Consider the following 17,119-nt stretch of genomic DNA (forward strand, 5'->3'; position numbering starts at 1 on the left):
GATTTGCTCCTTTAAACTGGCGCGCGAACATTACGCGGGAAGATCCGGAAAATGCTTGGAAAGATATTCGTCCAGCGCTTCGACGACGAGCTTCTGGGCGCTCTTGTGCGCATAAGCGGTCGCCAGGCGAAGACGAAGATGCCGTTTCTTGTCCAGACGCAGCGTGAAGGCTGATTTTGGCCCTGAACCCGCGGGTGCGCGTTGGACCACGCGTTTTGGCGCGTGGACAGGCTCCGGCACGATGAGCGGGTCGTCGGGCTCGCTCTCCCGTGCGAGCCGCGCGAGAAAGGCCGATTGTTCCGCCTCCTTTTCTTTCTCGGCGAGTTCGTCGGCGAGTTGCCGCTGCTGTTCAACGACACTGGGAACATGCTCGGCTTCTGGCTGATCTGCCGCGTCCTCCTGCGGATGGGCGGTATCGCGAATATGTGTCTCAGCATGCTCGGGCCGGGGGGCACCGACACTGGCAGGCTGCGCACCGGTGCCGTCGGCAGAGGGCAGGAGCGATTCACGCTGCTCGGGTGTGAGCATATCGGCGCCAATATCCTCGCCCATGTCATTCCAGCCGCAATCGTCGTCTGCGGCGGAATTATCACCATGATCGAAACGATAGGCCTGAGGGCGCATGGCGGGTTTTGCACCGCCTTTGCGCGCCAGCAGGCTACCCGATAAGGATCCGAAAGATGGTTGCGATGACGTCATCGTTTTCCCCTCGCCCCCTTAAATCGCTGTCTTGCGGCCGAAGCCGCCGGCTGCGCGCGAATGAATGGGCGCTGCGGCGCCGACCCCGGGCCGGCTGCCCGGTCCGTTGAAAATGGTCCTGCGGAAATTCCGTTCGAGGCGATCGGCAAGATATACCCAAAGTTCCTCTATTTCCTTCGCGGACCGGCCATTGGGGTCGACTTCCATCACCGTGCGGCCATCGATCATCGACGCTGCGTAGTCCGTTCGATGATGCAGGGTGACGGGGGCCAGCGTACCATGCTGTGAAAGGGCGACGGCGGCTTCATAGGTGATTTTGGCGCGCGGTGTTGCAGCGTTGATGACAAAGACCAGCGGTTTCCCCGCGCGATCGCAAAGATCGACCGTCGCGCCGGCGGCGCGAAGATCATGTGGGCTCGGACGGGTCGGGATGACGACAAGCTCGGCTACGCTCAGAACGCTTTGAATGGCCACCGTGATCGCCGGCGGCGTATCGAGGACGGCAAGTTTGAAGCCCTGCTGGCGCAGCGCCTCAAGATCGGTCGCGAGACGTGCGACGGTCGTCTGCGCAAATGCAGGAGCGTCCGCCTCGCGCTCGTTCCACCAGTCCGCAAGAGAGCCTTGGGGATCGATGTCTATGAGGACGACAGGACCGGCCCCGGCCCGTTCCGCCTGTACCGCCATGTGGCCCGAAAGGGTCGTTTTGCCCGACCCGCCCTTTTGAGAGGCAATTGCCAACACCCGCATGAAGACGACCCCAATTCCAATATCAAAACGTCAATGAAATCTCCCTTGCGCTCCCTCCACCTAAAATTCCGTAAAGGTACGGTTCACTCCTTTTATAGAAGATGGCAGATACGCGCTTTCGAACCTTGTTTCGGGAGGAATTTTCCTCTTGAAGCCTACCTTGTGGCGAGGGGCATGACCACAGCTGCAACGTAAACCGTGTATTAGGCATCGAAAGATAGACGAGCAGAGATTTCGACTGGGGTATTATGAAAACTGGCCTGCTTCTTCGCGCTGCAAGTCTGATGCTGTTTGCGTTTCTGCTTGGCGGCGTCCCCGCCACAGCATCCGTCGCGGATGGCGTCGAGAAATGGAAAGCGGGGGCGTATAAGGAAGCGGTCATGTTGTGGCTGCCTCCGGCGGCGCGCGGCGATGCGCACGCATTGTTCAACCTCGGCCTTGCCGCGCGGCAAGGGCGGGGTCTTCCCAAGGATCTCGACCGGGCGGAGGATTTCTTTCGCCGCGCCGCACTCAAAGGTCACAATCCCGCCCGTACCTATCTCGGGATATTCCTCGCGCGGCGCGGTGAGGAGAAGGAAGCGGTCGAATTGTGGCAGCTGGCGGCGCGGTCCGGTGATCCGCACGCGCGCTACATGCTTGGCATTCGGCTGTTCAACGGTGACAGCGTCGCGCGGGATTGGCCGCGTGCCTACGCTTATATGCTGATTGCCCGCAATGCGGGTCTGCGGCAGGCAACAAGGGCGCTCGTGAAAATGAATGCGAACATGCCGGCCGCCGATCGCGAAAAGGGCCGGGCGCTGGCGAATGAACTGATGGGCTTCGGCAACGCTGCGGATGGTGTGACGGTCGACGAAGCCGTCTCGGACCCAGCCGCGCCGCCAGCAGAGCGCGCCGCCGCCATTCTGCGCGCAGAGGCGGACGTCGACGGCACGCTGCCAAGAACAGCCCCCGCCAACGCACCCGAACTGGCAGAGCCCCTTCCCGTTCGCGCCGCCGCGATGCCGCAAGCCGCGACATCGTCAGACGTCAGCGGCTTTCGCGTCCAGCTTGGCGCCTATGGCCGTGAAAGCGTCGCGCGTGAAGGCTGGGCGGCCATCAGCGCCGCGCACCCCGACATTCTGGGCGGCATTTCGCCTGTTTTTGCGCAATTCGAGGGCGGCGTTCGCCTGCAAGTGGGCGCATTCGAGGACCGCGGCCCGGCGCGGGATCTGTGCCTCCGTCTCGAGCAGGCCGGCCGGGCGTGTTTCGTGACCACCGCGAATTAACCGAATATTGGCGGTCACGCCGCTAATCCGTCCCCCGCACGCTCGGGTGCGACCGGAAGGATGTCGATCATCATGGGCAAACTCGCCTCGCTGGACCGCAACCGGGCCTCTGTGAAACTGTGCATCCTCACTTGCACCGAAGGTCAATGGCCGGGCCGCCTGGCCGAGCTGTCGGCGCGCAGCGCCCTCGTCGAAACCACCGGCCGCCCCGCCCTTGGCGCGACCGTCGCACTTGTCCATCCGGACGTGGGCGGGATCGTCGGCACGGTATCGCGTCACGGCCTTGACGGCATCGCGATCGAGTTCACGATAAGCGCTGAAACAAGTGCCTTCGCGCTTGCCGTGACGGCGCAGAACATGACCAAACCCGCCGCGCGCACCGCGCGTTAATTCCCGCTGCTATCGGCAGCGCGGTCTGGCAGGTTCAGGCCGATCCTTACGGCGTCCAACGTGCCGTTCCGGACATGAATGTCGGCGGCCCGATTGAGCGCGGCCTTCGCATGATATGCAATGCCCGTTCCGGCCGCCGCCACCATCAGCAGGTCGTTCGCGCCGTCGCCGATCGCCGCGGCTGCATCCAGAGGGATTTGGAGCCGGGCACACTCCTCCCGCAGCACCGCTTCCTTTGTGGCGGCGCTGACCATTTCGCCTTCCACCCTGCCGGTAAGTCGCCCCCCTTCGACCTGAAGGTGATTGGCAACGACCCGGTCAAACCCAAGCGCCTTCCCCACCGGCAAGGCAAATGCGGTAAAACCACCTGAGACCAGCACGGTGCGGGCTCCCGCGGCCTTCAGGCCGCCGACCAACGCGCGGGCACCTGGGGTGTGCGTGACGCGGGCATTGAGACAGTCCTCGATCGCACCTTCTTTCAGGCCGGCGAGCTGCGCCACGCGCTCATGCAGGGCCTCGGTGAAATCAAGCTCGCCGCGCATGGCCGCTTCGGTGACGGCTGCGACTTCGGCCTTGCGTCCTGCATAGTCGGCGAGTTCGTCGATACACTCCACGGTGATCATGGTGGAATCCATATCGGCGACAAAGAGGCGCGGCATCGCAGCGCTATGGCGGACAAAGATATCTACATGGGGAAGTTCACTTTCCAACCTGTCTCGCAGGCCGGGGAGCCGCGCTTTTGGCACGTGAACGTCCAGCGCCCGGCCACCTTCGCGCGTCCGCCCGTCGGCGGCGCAGGTTTCGCTGGCGTGGGCTATGTCAGCGCGCGATAACGGCGTCATGCCGACAAGCGTGACGATGGACATGACTACCTCCGCGAAGAAAACCGTCGCGGTCATCGCAGGCCCTACGGCCAGCGGCAAGTCCGCTTATGCGTTGGCGATGGCGAAAGCGCGAAATGGCGTGATCATCAACGCCGATGCTTCACAGCTATACGCGGACTTGCAGATATTGAGCGCGCGCCCCGATGCCTATGAGCTGGAGCAGGCTGAACACCGGCTCTACGGCGTCCGTGACGGTGCACTGCCCTGCTCGGCAGCGCAGTGGGCGGAAATGGCGCGTGCCGAAATCGGCCCCGCCCATGACGCCGGGAAGCTACCGATCCTGGTGGGCGGGACGGGCATGTATCTGAATGTTCTGATGAACGGCATCGCGCCCGTGCCGGATATTGACGACGGAATCCGGGCCGAGGTGAGATCGCTTTCCACCGCCGAGCTGGCCGCGGCGCTGGCGGCTGAGGATGCCGGGATGGCCGGGCGGCTGCGGCCCAGCGATACGCAGCGCATGGCGCGGGCGCTGGAGGTCGTCAGGAGTACGGGCAAATCGCTGGCGGCGTGGCAGCGGGAAATGGAGGGCGGTATTGGCGGTGAGGTCGATACCGAAGTGTACATCATAGACCTGCCCCGTGAGACGCTCTACGCCCGCTGTGACGCCCGTTTGGGGCATATGCTGGGCGCGGGCGGCCTGGAGGAGGTCAGCGCCCTCAAGGCGCGCCAGCTTGACCCTGCCCTCCCCGTCATGAAAGCGATTGGCGTGCCGCCTTTGATCGCGTTCCTGTCCGGCCGAATCAATCTGGAAGACGCGGCCGCGCAGGCCCGGCAGGATACGCGGCGCTACGCCAAGCGGCAGCGGACCTGGTTCCGGACGCAGGGTCCGAAACTAGGCCGACTGATGGCTATTTCTTAGCCGCGTCGTCGTCCGCCGGGACAGGGCGCTTGTTCATGACCTCGTCGACAATGCCGAAATCCTTGGATTCGTCGGCCGACATGAACTTGTCGCGCTCAACGGCATTTTCGATGATGTCGATGTCCTTGCCAGTGTATTTCGCCATCAGCTCGTTCATCCTGTGCCGGATACGCAGGATTTCCTTGGCCTGAATCTCGATGTCCGTTGCCTGACCCTGTGCACCGCCAGATGGCTGGTGAATCATGATGCGCGCATTGGTCAGGGCAACGCGCATGCCAGGCTCGCCCGCGGCAAGCAGGAACGCCCCCATGGACGCCGCCTGCCCCATGCAGACCGTGCCGACGCGGGGCCGGATATACTGCATGGTATCGTGGATCGCCATGCCCGCCGTAACGACACCGCCCGGCGAGTTGATGTACATGTAGATGTCTTTCTTGGGGTTTTCACTCTCAAGATAAAGCAGCTGCGCGGTGATCAGCGTTGCCATATGGTCTTCGACCTGGCCGGTTACGAACACGATCCGCTCACGCAGAAGTCGGGAATAAATATCGAACGAACGCTCGCCCCGGTTGGACTGTTCGATGACGATGGGAACGAGGGCGCTGAGCGGATCTTGCATAAAGTTTCGGCTTTCTGGCTGGCTTGTTTGGAACAAGGTCGGGGGCATCAGCATCCAAGTCAAGTGGGCGCGTGGCCGGGCGGAGTTTTCATGCCCGGCAGCGGCGGCCTGGAAACGAAAAGGGCCACGGCCGGGAAACGTCCAGCCATGGCCCTCTCCTGTATTGACGCGCGCCTACTTTTTCTTTGCAGCGGGCTTTTTGGGAGCCGCTTTCTTGGCAGGGGCTTTCTTCGCGGCGGGTTTCGCTGCGGCTTTGGCAGGCGCTTTCTTGGCTGGTGCCTTTTTCGCGGCAGGCTTCGCCGCAGCGGGTTTCGCTTCAGCCTTCTTTGCCGGTGCTGTCTTCGCCGGTGTCTTCTTTGCCGGTTCCTTCTTTGCCGGTGCCTTCTTTGCCGGTGCTTTCTTCGCCGGTGCCTCTTTTTCATCCGCCGACGTCTTGGCTACCGGCGTCTTCGCGGCGGCCTTTTTCTTGGCGGGTGCCTTCTTCTCGGGCTCCGGCGTCTCGTCCTCATCCTCGATCGCGGCGGTCAGCTCTTCACGTGTCACCTTGCGCTCGGTGATCTCCGCATTTTCGAGCATCAGGTCGACAACCTTGTCTTCGAACAGCGGCGCGCGCAGCTGGGCAGCGGCCATCTGGTTCTCGCGGAAATATTTCACGACCTCTTCCTGCTGGCCCTGATATTTCTGCGCCTCCTGGAAGATCAGCTGGTTCATCTCCTGCTGCGACACCTGAACGCCCTGCTTCTGACCAATCTCGCTTAGCAACAGGCCAAGGCGAACGCGGCGTTCCGCAATGCGGCGATAGTCATCCTTTTCAGCCTCAAGCTCCTTCATCGCCGCGTCCTTGTCGTCGGCGTTTGACGCTTCCTGCTCCAGCTGCTGCCAGATCTGGTTGAATTCAGCCTCCACCATACCCACCGGCACCGCGAAATCGTAACGCGCCGCCAGCGTGTCGAGCAGCTTCCGCTTCATGTGGGTGCGCGTAAGATTCTCAAGTTCCTGGTTCATCTGGCCGCCGAGCAGCTCTTTCAGCTGATCGAGGCTTTCAAGACCCAGATTTGTCGCCATCTCGTCATCGACCTTCGCGGTCTTCGGCTTGCGGACTTCGTTCACTGTCACGGCGAACTCAGCCTTCTTTCCCTTTAGATAGGCGACATTATAGTCGTCAGGGAACGTGACCTTGACCGTCTTCTGATCGTTCGCCTTCACACCGACGAGCTGATCCTCAAAGCCTGGGATCAGACGGCCGGTGCCGAGTTCGACATCCATGCCTTCACCGGTACCGCCCTCGAACGGCTCACCGTCGACCGTGCCGACGAAATCCATGGCAACAACGTCGCCCATGGCAGCCTTGTAGGATTTGGCGGCGGGTTCGAAGCTCTTCTGCTGCTCCGCGAAACGCTCCAGCGCTTCGGTCATTTCAGCCTCGCCGGCTTCCACGACAAGCTTCTCAAGCTCGATATCGTCAATCGCACCAAGTTCGATCTGCGGCAGGATTTCCAGTTCCATGCCGAATTCGACATCGCTGCCCTGTTCACCCGATTTCAGGTCAACGCTGGGCTGACCTGCGGGGCGCAGTTCCTTTTCGGACATGACCTTCTGCACGCCCTCCTGAACCGCGTTCTGCAGCGCTTCACCGTAAAGCGCGTCGCCGTGCATCTTGCGGACCAGGTTCGCGGGCACCTTTCCGGGGCGGAAACCGGGCATGCGAATTGTCTTTGAAACCTGGGTTAGCTGCGCATCGACGCGATCATCCATATCCTTGGACGGGATCGTAACGGTATAGGCGCGGGCGAGGCCCTCATTCTTGGTTTCTTCGATGCGCATGAGATTGATCGGCTTTCTGTAATCTTGTCAGTGTGCTGCGAGGAGCTTTTTTTGGTGCGGACGAAGGGACTCGAACCCCCACATCTTTCGATACTTGGACCTAAACCAAGCGCGTCTACCAATTCCGCCACGTCCGCAAAGGTTTTGAAGGGCGCGACATAGGCGAGAGCGCGCAGAAGGGCAAGGCGAAGCGCGCCGGTGCGGCGGCCCCGGGAGATGAAGTTGGCGAAGGTGCCACGGAAAGGCGACATCTGAAGTGTCCCCCCGCCCAATCCCAGACCGACGACATCGCAATCGCGCTGCCGCGTGCGATGACACCCGATTTGCGGCGCGTAGGAAAATCACCCGCCGCGGCGGCGTGGCCGCCTGTGCGCGCCGTCCATCTGAAAGTTGCCGGGGGGTCAGGCCGAAGGTTGTGCCGGTCGCGGTCAGGTTCATTCCCTCGCGGGCGAAGTTGCCACCATCAGATGGTCAGGGCGCGCAGGCACCGATCAGGAATTCGACATTGCCGGCCGGGCCGGTGATCGGGCTTCGCGTGATCCCGAGCACCCGCCATTTCGCAATGTCCGTAAGCCAGGCTTCCACCTCTGCACAAACGCGCGCGTGGACCGCCGCGCTGCGGACGACGCCGCCCTTTTCGACATCGCCGGGCCCCGCCTCGAACTGGGGCTTGATAAGCGCCACGAGCACAGCACCCGGCGCGGCGAATGTCAGGGGTGTTTCCAATACCTTGGCAAGGCCAATGAAGCTGGCATCGCAAACGATGAGACCGACCGGTTCGGGGATATGTTCAGACGTCAGATGCCGGGCATTCGTTTGTTCGTGAACGATAACGCGCTCATCCTGGCGCAATTTCCATGCGAGCTGGTTGGTGCCGGAATCCACCGCATAGACACGTTCCGCGCCGCGCGAGAGCAGGACGTCGGTAAACCCGCCCGTGGAGCTGCCCACGTCGAGCGCGACCTGACCCGATGGGTCGAAAGTGAAATGGTCGAGCCCATGCGCGAGTTTCAGCCCGCCGCGCGAAACCCACGGATGATCCTTGCCGCGTACTTCAAGCGGGGCGTCGATTGCCAGCGTATCGCCCGCCTTCGCAATTTTTCGCTCGTTCGAAAACACCAGTCCGGCCATGATAAGCGCCTGCGCGCGCGACCGGCTCTCCGCCAGCCCGCGTTCGGTGAGGAGGAGGTCGGCGCGGCACGTTTTCATGGCATCAGCCATAGCGGTTGGAACACGCAAATAGAAGAAGGGGCACGGCACCTTTTCAAGTGCCGCGCCCCTTCTGTCATCTTTGTCCGCCGCCGCGTCAGGCCATCTTGCGGCGCCGACGCAGACCAAGGCCAAGAAGGCCAAGGCCCAGCAGCCCGATGGCACCCGGTGCCGGAACATCGCCCGGTGGTGGTGGTGGTGGTGGCGAGATGCCCGGTGCGAAGGTCGCACCGCCATAGGTGAAGTAGCTGTCAGCCTGCGCGCCGCCACCGAGCATCACGAGAAATTCGCTATCCGCGGTCAGGTCGAAGAGACCGAGCGGCAAATCGACAACGCCGCGGGCAAAGCCGGACATGCCAATCGCCGTGAAGCCCGAAACGTCAACAGCGACACCATCAAGCATCAGCGAATTGAGATCGGCGAGGCCAATCACGATGGACGCGTAATTCTCGTTGAACGCCTGGGCGCCGTCGGGCGTGGCAAGGCGGTATTCCGCAAGCCAGCTGTCGGCCCCCGGAACCATCGAAAACGCCGGATCGGTCAACTGACCGCTTCTTCCCGTGCCGATCAGATATTGAGCCACGGCGACATCCGCCGTGGCGGTAACGCGCGAGCCACTATTGCCAGACTGGCTGAATTCATGGACCTCGCCAGCATCCAGCGTGGCGACGACAACGCCGTTGACGCTGACCTGGGTATTGTCGACAGTCGCGATTACGCGAACAAGATCCTCGCCCACAGCGCCGCCAGCCGCATCGGAAGCGGCCACGTAATATTCGTTGCTGAGGCGATCGGTCGGGATCATCTGCTCGATCAGAAGATCGCAGGCCACGCGGCCGACCGGGACCTGAGCGCATTCATGGCCAGAGGAAACGGCGACGTCCTTATCCGATGACACAAAGGAGCCCGTCAGATCGGTGGAACCACCGGTATATTTGTAAGTTTCGCCGGCCTGCAGGGTCTGGACAATCGGGGCACCACCTTTTGGCGTGAAGGTGATCGTCGTATTGTCCTCGACGGCCTGGATCATCACCTGGCTACCCTCGCCAATGGAGCCACCCTGGCTGGCAATGACATAGTCGGTACCAAGTGAACCACGCTCCAGAATATATGCCATGTCGGTCGTTGCGCTGGCGCGGTTCACGAAATAGGCGGCGAGTGGATCGGCGGAACTGATCTGAAATCCCGTATTGCGAACGCCGGTACCGGACTGTTGATACTGATTTGGCAGGAACTGGTTAAAAAAACCGTCCCCGTTCAAAACCACGTTCTCGCTAAAACCGGCATTATTGGTGATCGTAGCCATCTGGCCGGATGCCCCGAACAGGAACACCGAGGCGTTTGGCGAATGGAAATTAGAGTTAAAATCGAAATAAAGCGCGGCTGCGTTGGTCGTGGTGCTGCCGAGCAGTCCGGCGGCGGCGGCCGCTAGAATTTTGGCTTTCATGTGGAAGCCCTCCGTTGAAAGTTGAGTTCAAACAGGAGAAGATACGCTCTCGGCTGACCGGGTAAGCAATAACCGTGCCGTTTTTCGCTACTCTGAATAAGACGCTATTTTATAGCTTGAAAAAACCATTGCCGCGGCGTGGCGCGTTTTGGCTGAACCGGAAATGTAAAATATTCCGACACAGGAAAAGTGGAACTTTACCTTGGACTTCCGGTCAGGCGCGGACGCCCCGCTCGACGCCAAGATCGTTGTGGCGAAGCGCCTCAAGGACCTTTTTGACGATCGCCTCGGCGTCCAGTTCCGCCTCCCGGTACTGTTTGGCGGGATCATCGTGATCCTGAAACACATCCGGCAGGCGCATCGTGCGAATTTTCAGACCCGCATCGAGGAGCCCCGTGTCACTTGCGAGCGTCAGGACATGCGCGCCAAGGCCGCCAATCGCGGCCTCTTCCACCGTGACGACGATATCGTGCGTGGTCGCAAGTCTGCGGATCAGCTGTTCGTCCAGCGGTTTGACGAACCGCAGGTCGGCAACAGTCGTCGATAATCCCTTCGCATCGAGTTCGTCAGCGGCCTTCATCGCTTCATGGAGGCGGGTGCCCAGCGACAGGATCGCGACCTTATTGCCCTCGCGGACCACCCTGCCCTTGCCGATCTCAAGCCTGATCGGGGTGTCGGGAAGGTCGATGCCCGTGCCGTTGCCGCGCGGATAACGGAACGCGATGGGACCGTCATCATATTCGGCGGCGGTGTAGGTCATGTGCACCAGCTCCGCCTCATCCGCGGGGGACATGACGATCATGTTTGGCAATGTCGCCAGATAGGTAAGGTCGAAGCTGCCCGCATGGGTCGCGCCATCGGCACCGACAAGGCCCGCCCGGTCAATGGCGAAACGCACAGGCAGGTTCTGGATGCAGACATCGTGCACGACCTGATCATAGGCCCGTTGCAGGAAGGTCGAGTAGATCGCCGCGAAGGGCCGCATGCCCTGCGCGGCAAGCCCGGCGGCAAAGGTCACGCCGTGCTGTTCGGCGATGCCGACGTCGAACGCGCGGTCGGGATGAGCCTTTGCGAATTTGTCGACGCCAGTGCCGGACGGCATGGCGGCGGTAATGGCGCAGATCCGCCCGTCAGTCTCCGCAAGCTTCGCCAGCGTTTCGCCAAAGACGTTCTGGTAGGAAGGCGGCCCCTTGGTCTTGGGCGCCATTTCACCGGAAATCACGTCGAATTTCGTGACGCCGTGATATTTGTCCGCGCTCGCCTCCGCAGGCGCGTAGCCATGGCCCTTTTTGGTGACGACGTGCACCAGGATCGGGCCCTGTTCGCTGTCGCGCACATTTTCCAGCACGGGAATCAGATGGTCGAGATTGTGCCCGTCGATCGGGCCGACATAGTAGAAGCCAAGCTCCTCAAACAGCGTGCCGCCGGTTGCCATGCCGCGGGCATATTCCTCCGCCTTCGCCGCGGCGCTGTGGACGCGGCGGTGCAGCTTCTTCGTAACGCGCTTGGCAAGGCTGCGCAGGCCGAGATATTCCGACGAAGACACCGCGCGCGCCAGATAGGCGCTGAGGCCGCCAACGGGCGGCGCGATGGACATGTCATTGTCGTTCAGGATGACGATCAGGCGATTGCCCGCCTGCTGCGCATTGTTCATCGCCTCATACGCCATGCCCGCCGACATGGCGCCATCGCCGATGACGGCGATGCCCTTGCCCGGATTGCCGGACAGCTTGTTGGCGACCGCGAAGCCGAGCGCCGAGGAAATGGACGTGGAGGAATGCGCCGCGCCGAAAGGATCATATTCGCTTTCGGAACGCTTGGTGAAACCGCTGATCCCGCCGCCCTGCCGGATGGTGCGCATCTGTTCGCGGCGACCTGTGAGGATCTTGTGCGGATAGGCCTGATGGCCGACATCCCAGATCAGGCGGTCCTCGGGCGTGTTGAAGATATAATGCAGCGCGACCGACAGTTCCACGACGCCAAGACCAGCACCAAGATGTCCGCCCGTCTGGCTGACCGCGTCGATCATGTCCGCGCGCACTTCATCGGATAATTGGCGCAGTTGTTCGGGTCTCAGCTTGCGCAGGTCGGCAGGTACGTCAACATGATCAAGAAGCGGCGTTTCAGGACGCGATGTCAAAAGGGTTTCCTCAAGCAATTTGGCACGCTTGTTAACCGCCGCGCCCGGCTTTGTCGAACGCGCTTTGTGTCTCAGGGCTCGGGACGGATTGGCGCGCGTGGGAGATGCGCACCGGCCGCACGGCTAGGCAGCGCAGCTTTTGCAGGTGCCCCTGACCTCCATAACCGGATTGGCGGGCCGAAACCCCGTGTCCAATGCACGCGAACGCATGGAATTGGCGAGTTCGTCATCGTCGAGATGCGTAATCGCACCACAATCGTCGCAGATCAGAAAGATGCAGTCATGCACGCAGTCGGGATGCGCATTCGCCACATAAGCATTCTGTGTCTCGACACGCTTGGCAAGATTGTTGTCCACGAAGAGGTCGAGGATGCGATAGACGCTGTTGGGGGCGACGCGTTTGCCGCGCGTTTTGGAAACCGCATCGGCGATGTCGTAGGCGCTCGCAGGCCCTCTGGTCCTTGCCAGCGCGTCGAAGATGAGCGCGCGCATTTCGGTCCACTGCTCGCCCGCACGGGTCAGCGCGCCCCTGGCGGCATCGGCAAGGGCCTCGCCCCTATATTCATGATGTCCTGACATGACCTGATTATCGTCCTTCACGGGCCAGCCCGCAAGGGCGCGCGGGATCAGCCCCGCTTTGGATGCGCCCAACGCATATTGAGCGCATGCGCGATGGCGACCAGAATGACGCCGAGAATGGTCAGCACAATCTCCCGCGGCCCATGTCCGGCAAGAAGTGCGCCGCCCATGGCGCCCACACCGAAACTGCCGACGGCGACAGCCTCCCACCGGCCATGGCTGACGGCCCCGCCAACCAGCGCGACCACCGCCAGCGGCACCGCGATGGCAAGGCCCCATTGATGTACATTATGACCCAGTACCGCCGTACCGGACGCCGCCACAAAGGCCATGAACAGCGCGCCAATCAGACAGTGCACAAGGCAGAGGCCGGAAAGGCCGATCGCAAAGCGATCCAGATAGACGTTGAACCGGCGGGCCATGATGGCGGAGATATAGTGTATCATTCGCACCGCCGCAAGAGATCAAGCGGCGCTTCCGGTCAATTCCATGGCACGCGACAATTCACGCGTCTTGGTGTGTCAGGCTTCAGCGGTTAAGTGCCGCCAGATGAGCATGTCGAGCGCGATCACATCACCACCGCCACCAGCACCGGCAACCACCCGGCCAAGAGCCATTGCCGCCTGGCTTTCCGCCGTGGCGGCGATCGTCGTGCTGATGGTGGTCGTTGGCGGCATTACGCGCCTGACCGAGTCCGGCCTGTCCATGGTTCGCTGGGAACCTGTGACAGGCATCGTTCCGCCGCTGAGTGAAAGCGGCTGGCAGGCGGAATTCGCCGATTATAAGGCGTCACCCGAATATCGTTACAAAAATGCCGGTATGTCGCTGGCAGAATATAAGAACATCTATTTCTGGGAATGGGCGCACCGGCTGCTGGGCCGCTTCATCGGACTGGCATTCGCGCTGCCGCTGATATGGTTCTGGGCGAAAAAGCAGATTCCCGAAGGCTATAAGCCGCGCCTGGTCGCCCTGCTGGCGCTTGGCGGCCTGCAGGGTGTTATCGGCTGGTGGATGGTGAAGTCGGGCCTTGCGGACGTGCCCGACGTTTCGCACCTGCGCCTCGCGGTGCACCTGAACCTCGCCTTCTTTATCATCGCCGCGCTGATCTGGACGGCGAGCGACCTGATCCGGGGACATGCGCGCATCACGGCACTGGCGGCCGCGGCGTTCATCGCGCTGTTCATCCAGACGGTATTGGGGGCGTTCGTCGCGGGCATGGACGCGGGGCATATTTATGCCGAATGGCCGGGCATGGGCGGGGAGTTCTTTCCCGACCATCCCGAATGGATCGCGCCCGCATGGCGCAATGTCGTCGATAACCCCGTCATCGTGCAATGGCTTCACCGCTGGTGGGCGTTCATTGCCGCCGGCCTGTTGATCGCCCTGTCCGTGGCGGCGATGAAGCGCGGATCGCGCCGGACGCCGATCGCGCTCAAGCTCCTGCTGGTCGCGCAGATCATACTTGGAATCATGACGCTGATGTCCGGTGTCGAATTGTGGATCGCGGCGACACATCAGGGCGTGGCCGCGCTTATCATCTGGTGCGCGGCGGCGTGCGCCCACCGTATCGGCGAACCCAAAGGAGTAGCGGCATGAGCAAGGGAGACGTTAAGAACGTCATTGGCGGCAAGCTTGCCGATTGCAGTCACGACCCGCTGACCGGCTGGCACCGCGATGGCTGCTGTCATTCCATCGATGAGGATATCGGCAATCACAGTGTCTGCGCCGTGATGACGGACGAGTTCCTGGCCTTTTCAAAGGCCGCGGGAAACGATCTGTCGACGCCGCGCCCCGAATTCCTGTTCCCCGGACTGAAAGCCGGCGATCAATGGTGCGTCTGCGCGGCCCGGTGGGAAGAGGCGCGCCAGGGCGGTGCCGCGCCGCTGGTCATGCTTGCCGCGACGCACGAACGGGCGCTGGAAGTGTTGCAATTGGGGCATTTACAGGCACATGCGGCGGACGAAGCCGACGCCTGAGTCCGGCCCGTTGATCCCAATGAGGTATTATTTTACCACATTCGCAACTTACCTTAATCCTTGATCTTTTTCGCGGCTTGCGGCATATGATGCGCATAAAGCGGGCGGCTTCGGCTGCCCGCCTTTTGTTTTTCAACAAGGAATCCATTCATGTACGGCAAGCAGACCGCTTCTTTGAAAGCGGGCGAGATCGAAAAGAAATGGGTGCTGATCGATGCGGAGAACCTCGTCGTGGGTCGCCTCGCCTCCATCATTGCGCTCCGCCTGCGCGGCAAGCACAAGGCGAGCTACACCCCCCACATGGATTGCGGTGACAATGTCATCGTCATCAATGCGGACAAGGTGCGTTTCACCGGCAACAAGCTGACCGACAAGGTCTATTACCGGCACACCGGCTATCCCGGCGGCATCAAGGAAACGACGCCCGCGAAAATCCTGGAAGGCAGGTTTCCGGAACGCGTGCTGGTGAAAGCTGTCGAACGCATGATTCCCGACGGACCGCTCGGCCGCCAGCAGATGCGCAACCTGCGTGTCTTCGCCGGTACAGAACATAGTCATGACGCGCAGTCGCCCGAAGTCCTCGACGTCGCCGCGATGAACCGCAAGAACAAGGTGGGCAAGTAAGATGGCAGAAGAGAAAAAGGGTCTGGAAGACCTGAAGGAACTGCAGAAGGAAGCCGCAGCAGCGCCTGCCGCCGCCCCGGCCGCCGATGCGAACGCCGCCGCGCCTGCCGGTGCAGCCGATACGTCCGCTCCCGCCGTGCAGCACGAGGACCCCAATGCCGTCAACGCGGCCGTTCTGCGTGAGAAGAAGGTCGACGAATATGGCCGCGCCTATGCCACCGGCCGCCGCAAGGATGCCGTTGCGCGCGTCTGGCTGAAGCCCGGCAAGGGCACCATCACGGTCAATGGCCGCGATCAGGGCAAATATTTCGCCCGTCCGACGCTGCGCCTGGTGATCAATCAGCCGTTCGAAATCGCCCAGCGCAAGGGGCAGTATGACATTGTCGCCACGGTTTCGGGCGGCGGTCTGTCCGGTCAGGCGGGCGCGGTGCTGCACGGCATCGCCCAGGCCCTGACGCGCATGGAACCGGAACTGCGCACCGAGATCAAGCGCGCCGGCTTCCTGACCCGCGACAGCCGCGTCGTCGAGCGTAAGAAATATGGCCGCGCCAAGGCCCGCAAGAGCTTCCAGTTCTCGAAGCGCTAATCCGCAAACCGAGAATATTGCTCAGAAAAAAAGGGGCGGGTCACTGGAAGGTGGCCCGCCCCTTTTCTTTGGGGATATGTCCATGCGGCTGAAACTATCACCGTTCAGACAAGACTACTGACACGATGGTGTCAGGAGGGCTATGACAGGAGAGGCTTGTTCAAAACAGAAAAAAGGAACAAGCGAATGACTGAAGCGAACCCCGGACAGATCGTCTTTACCGAAATCCCCGCCGCCAATCCCGAACGGGCCCGCAGGTTCTACGAAGCCCTGTTGCAGGACGGGCTGGTCGAAGACCGAACCGGTCCCAATCCCATCTGGATGCTTCCCCAAGCGCCTAGCGGCTACGCCACGGGACATATCTATCCCGGACAACCGGCAAAAAACGGCGAGGGGATTACCGCGCATCTTGCCGTGACCGATGACCTGGCCGATGTCATGAAGCGTGTTAAGGATGCCGGCGGTGAAGTGGTGTCGGACATCGTCGACATTCCCGTCGGCTCGTTCTTTTACGCCAAGGATACGGAAGGCAATAGTCTGGGCCTTTTCAAATATAAGAGCTGATGCGCCGCGCCGACCGCCTTTTCCAGATCGTGCAGTATCTGCGGGGCGGTCGGCTTGTCACCGCAGCAATGCTCGCGGAGCGGCTGGAGGTTTCGGAACGCACCATTTACCGCGACATTGCCGACCTGCAGTCCACCGGCGTGCCGGTCGATGGCGAAGCGGGCGTCGGCTATGTCCTGCGCAGCGGCTATGACCTGCCACCGCTGATGTTCACGCGGGACGAGATCGTTGCCCTGGTGGCTGGCCTTCGAATGGTGAACTCCTGGGGCGGAATGAGCATGGCGCGCGCCGCCGTGGAAGCGATGGTGAAGATCGAGTCCGTCCTGCCGGAAGCGCTGCGGGGCCGCGTCGCCGATACGAGAATTTTCGCGCCGCCGATGAACCTGAGCGAAGATGTGCGCAAATTGATCGACGTGATCGAAGCGGCAATCGCGAACCGCGAAATTCTGCGTTTCGATTATGAAGATCAGCATGGCAACCAGACCAGCCGCCAGGTGCATCCGCTCGGCCTGTGGTTCTGGGGCAAGGTCTGGACGCTGGTGTCCTGGTGCGAAACGCGGCAGGATTTCCGGATGTTTCGGCTGGATCGTACCATCGGACTGGCCGCAACGGGCGGGACGTTCACACCAGTCGCCGAACGTTCGCTTGCCGCATGCCTGCGCCAGTATGAAACGGAGTGCGGACCGCAGGACTGAGCGGTGCAT

The 17,119-nt window shown here is 61.7% G+C and carries 19 protein-coding genes and 1 tRNA gene; 9 read left to right on the plus strand and 11 right to left on the minus strand.

The genetic code is table 11. The features are described 5' to 3' along the window. Positions 1–30: 30 nt before the first annotated feature. Together KCG44_RS08180 and KCG44_RS08185 are read right to left on the minus strand one after the other, a co-directional pair. The gene (locus tag KCG44_RS08180) at positions 31–699 is read right to left on the minus strand and encodes a hypothetical protein (protein WP_218445498.1); all 669 of its coding nucleotides are present in this window, start codon (positions 697–699) and stop codon (positions 31–33) included. Between the two features lie 18 nt (positions 700–717). Then, complete coding sequence (locus KCG44_RS08185; protein WP_218445499.1) at positions 718–1,446, minus strand: AAA family ATPase; 729 nt, start codon at positions 1,444–1,446, stop codon at positions 718–720. 248 nt (positions 1,447–1,694) lie between these two features. Between KCG44_RS08185 and KCG44_RS08190 the strand changes: the two genes are divergently transcribed. Then, on the plus strand, positions 1,695–2,711 hold the full coding sequence (locus KCG44_RS08190; protein ID WP_218445500.1) for an SPOR domain-containing protein: 1,017 nt from the start codon (positions 1,695–1,697) through the stop codon (positions 2,709–2,711). Between the two features lie 72 nt (positions 2,712–2,783). Further along, complete coding sequence (locus tag KCG44_RS08195; RefSeq protein WP_218445502.1) at positions 2,784–3,101, plus strand: hypothetical protein; 318 nt, start codon at positions 2,784–2,786, stop codon at positions 3,099–3,101. On the opposite strand, the gene serB is transcribed toward KCG44_RS08195, so the two are convergent. Further along, the gene (gene serB, locus KCG44_RS08200; RefSeq protein WP_218445503.1) at positions 3,098–3,967 is read right to left on the minus strand and encodes a phosphoserine phosphatase SerB; all 870 of its coding nucleotides are present in this window, start codon (positions 3,965–3,967) and stop codon (positions 3,098–3,100) included. The two genes, KCG44_RS08195 and serB, sit on opposite strands and share 4 nt — an antisense overlap. Between serB and miaA the strand changes: the two genes are divergently transcribed. Then, positions 3,966–4,847: a tRNA (adenosine(37)-N6)-dimethylallyltransferase MiaA gene (gene miaA, locus KCG44_RS08205; protein ID WP_218445504.1), complete on the plus strand. Its 882-nt coding sequence runs from the start codon at positions 3,966–3,968 to the stop codon at positions 4,845–4,847. The genes serB and miaA overlap by 2 nt on opposite strands. Here the strand turns inward: miaA and clpP are convergent. The 8 genes from clpP to KCG44_RS08245 all read right to left on the minus strand — a co-directional run bounded on the left by clpP (position 4,837) and on the right by KCG44_RS08245 (position 13,111). Continuing rightward, positions 4,837–5,466, minus strand: coding sequence for an ATP-dependent Clp endopeptidase proteolytic subunit ClpP (gene clpP, locus KCG44_RS08210; RefSeq protein ID WP_218445505.1), 630 nt, complete (start codon positions 5,464–5,466; stop codon positions 4,837–4,839). The genes miaA and clpP overlap by 11 nt on opposite strands. A gap of 174 nt (positions 5,467–5,640) precedes the next feature. Further along, a complete protein-coding gene (tig, locus tag KCG44_RS08215) occupies positions 5,641–7,290 on the minus strand; it encodes a trigger factor (protein ID WP_218445506.1) in 1,650 nt (549 codons plus the stop codon). Positions 7,291–7,342: 52 nt separating this feature from the next. Beyond that, positions 7,343–7,427, minus strand: a tRNA-Leu gene (locus KCG44_RS08220). 334 nt (positions 7,428–7,761) lie between these two features. Continuing rightward, on the minus strand, positions 7,762–8,499 hold the full coding sequence (locus KCG44_RS08225) for a TlyA family RNA methyltransferase (RefSeq protein ID WP_218445507.1): 738 nt from the start codon (positions 8,497–8,499) through the stop codon (positions 7,762–7,764). A 97-nt stretch (positions 8,500–8,596) separates the two neighbouring features. Further along, positions 8,597–9,946: an IgGFc-binding protein gene (locus KCG44_RS08230; RefSeq protein ID WP_218445509.1), complete on the minus strand. Its 1,350-nt coding sequence runs from the start codon at positions 9,944–9,946 to the stop codon at positions 8,597–8,599. A 214-nt stretch (positions 9,947–10,160) separates the two neighbouring features. Continuing rightward, positions 10,161–12,086: a 1-deoxy-D-xylulose-5-phosphate synthase gene (gene dxs, locus KCG44_RS08235; RefSeq protein WP_218445510.1), complete on the minus strand. Its 1,926-nt coding sequence runs from the start codon at positions 12,084–12,086 to the stop codon at positions 10,161–10,163. 123 nt (positions 12,087–12,209) lie between these two features. Beyond that, the gene (locus KCG44_RS08240) at positions 12,210–12,665 is read right to left on the minus strand and encodes a Fur family transcriptional regulator (protein ID WP_218445666.1); all 456 of its coding nucleotides are present in this window, start codon (positions 12,663–12,665) and stop codon (positions 12,210–12,212) included. Positions 12,666–12,712: 47 nt separating this feature from the next. After that, positions 12,713–13,111: a MerC domain-containing protein gene (locus KCG44_RS08245; RefSeq protein ID WP_218445511.1), complete on the minus strand. Its 399-nt coding sequence runs from the start codon at positions 13,109–13,111 to the stop codon at positions 12,713–12,715. Positions 13,112–13,214: 103 nt separating this feature from the next. On the opposite strand from KCG44_RS08245, the gene KCG44_RS08250 reads away from it, so the two are divergent. The 6 genes from KCG44_RS08250 (at position 13,215) to KCG44_RS08275 (ending at position 17,110) form a co-directional block, all read left to right on the plus strand. After that, on the plus strand, positions 13,215–14,261 hold the full coding sequence (locus tag KCG44_RS08250) for a COX15/CtaA family protein (protein WP_218445512.1): 1,047 nt from the start codon (positions 13,215–13,217) through the stop codon (positions 14,259–14,261). Further along, complete coding sequence (locus KCG44_RS08255) at positions 14,258–14,641, plus strand: DUF2237 family protein (RefSeq protein ID WP_218445513.1); 384 nt, start codon at positions 14,258–14,260, stop codon at positions 14,639–14,641. Before KCG44_RS08250 ends, KCG44_RS08255 begins: the two co-directional genes overlap by 4 nt. 150 nt (positions 14,642–14,791) lie before the next feature. After that, complete coding sequence (gene rplM, locus KCG44_RS08260; protein ID WP_218445515.1) at positions 14,792–15,265, plus strand: 50S ribosomal protein L13; 474 nt, start codon at positions 14,792–14,794, stop codon at positions 15,263–15,265. Between the two features lies 1 nt (position 15,266). Further along, entirely contained in the window at positions 15,267–15,851 is a 585-nt protein-coding gene (gene rpsI, locus KCG44_RS08265) for a 30S ribosomal protein S9 (protein ID WP_218445516.1), read from the plus strand. A 186-nt stretch (positions 15,852–16,037) separates the two neighbouring features. Continuing rightward, positions 16,038–16,415 carry a VOC family protein gene (locus KCG44_RS08270; protein ID WP_218445518.1) on the plus strand — a complete coding sequence of 126 codons (378 nt, stop codon included), beginning with the start codon at positions 16,038–16,040 and terminating at the stop codon, positions 16,413–16,415. After that, entirely contained in the window at positions 16,415–17,110 is a 696-nt protein-coding gene (locus tag KCG44_RS08275) for a helix-turn-helix transcriptional regulator (RefSeq protein ID WP_218445519.1), read from the plus strand. Before KCG44_RS08270 ends, KCG44_RS08275 begins: the two co-directional genes overlap by 1 nt. The last annotated feature ends 9 nt before the right edge of the window (positions 17,111–17,119 follow it).

The sequence above is a fragment of the Pacificimonas pallii genome, from assembly GCF_019204005.1.
Taxonomy (GTDB): Bacteria; Pseudomonadota; Alphaproteobacteria; order Sphingomonadales; family Sphingomonadaceae; genus Pacificimonas; species Pacificimonas pallii.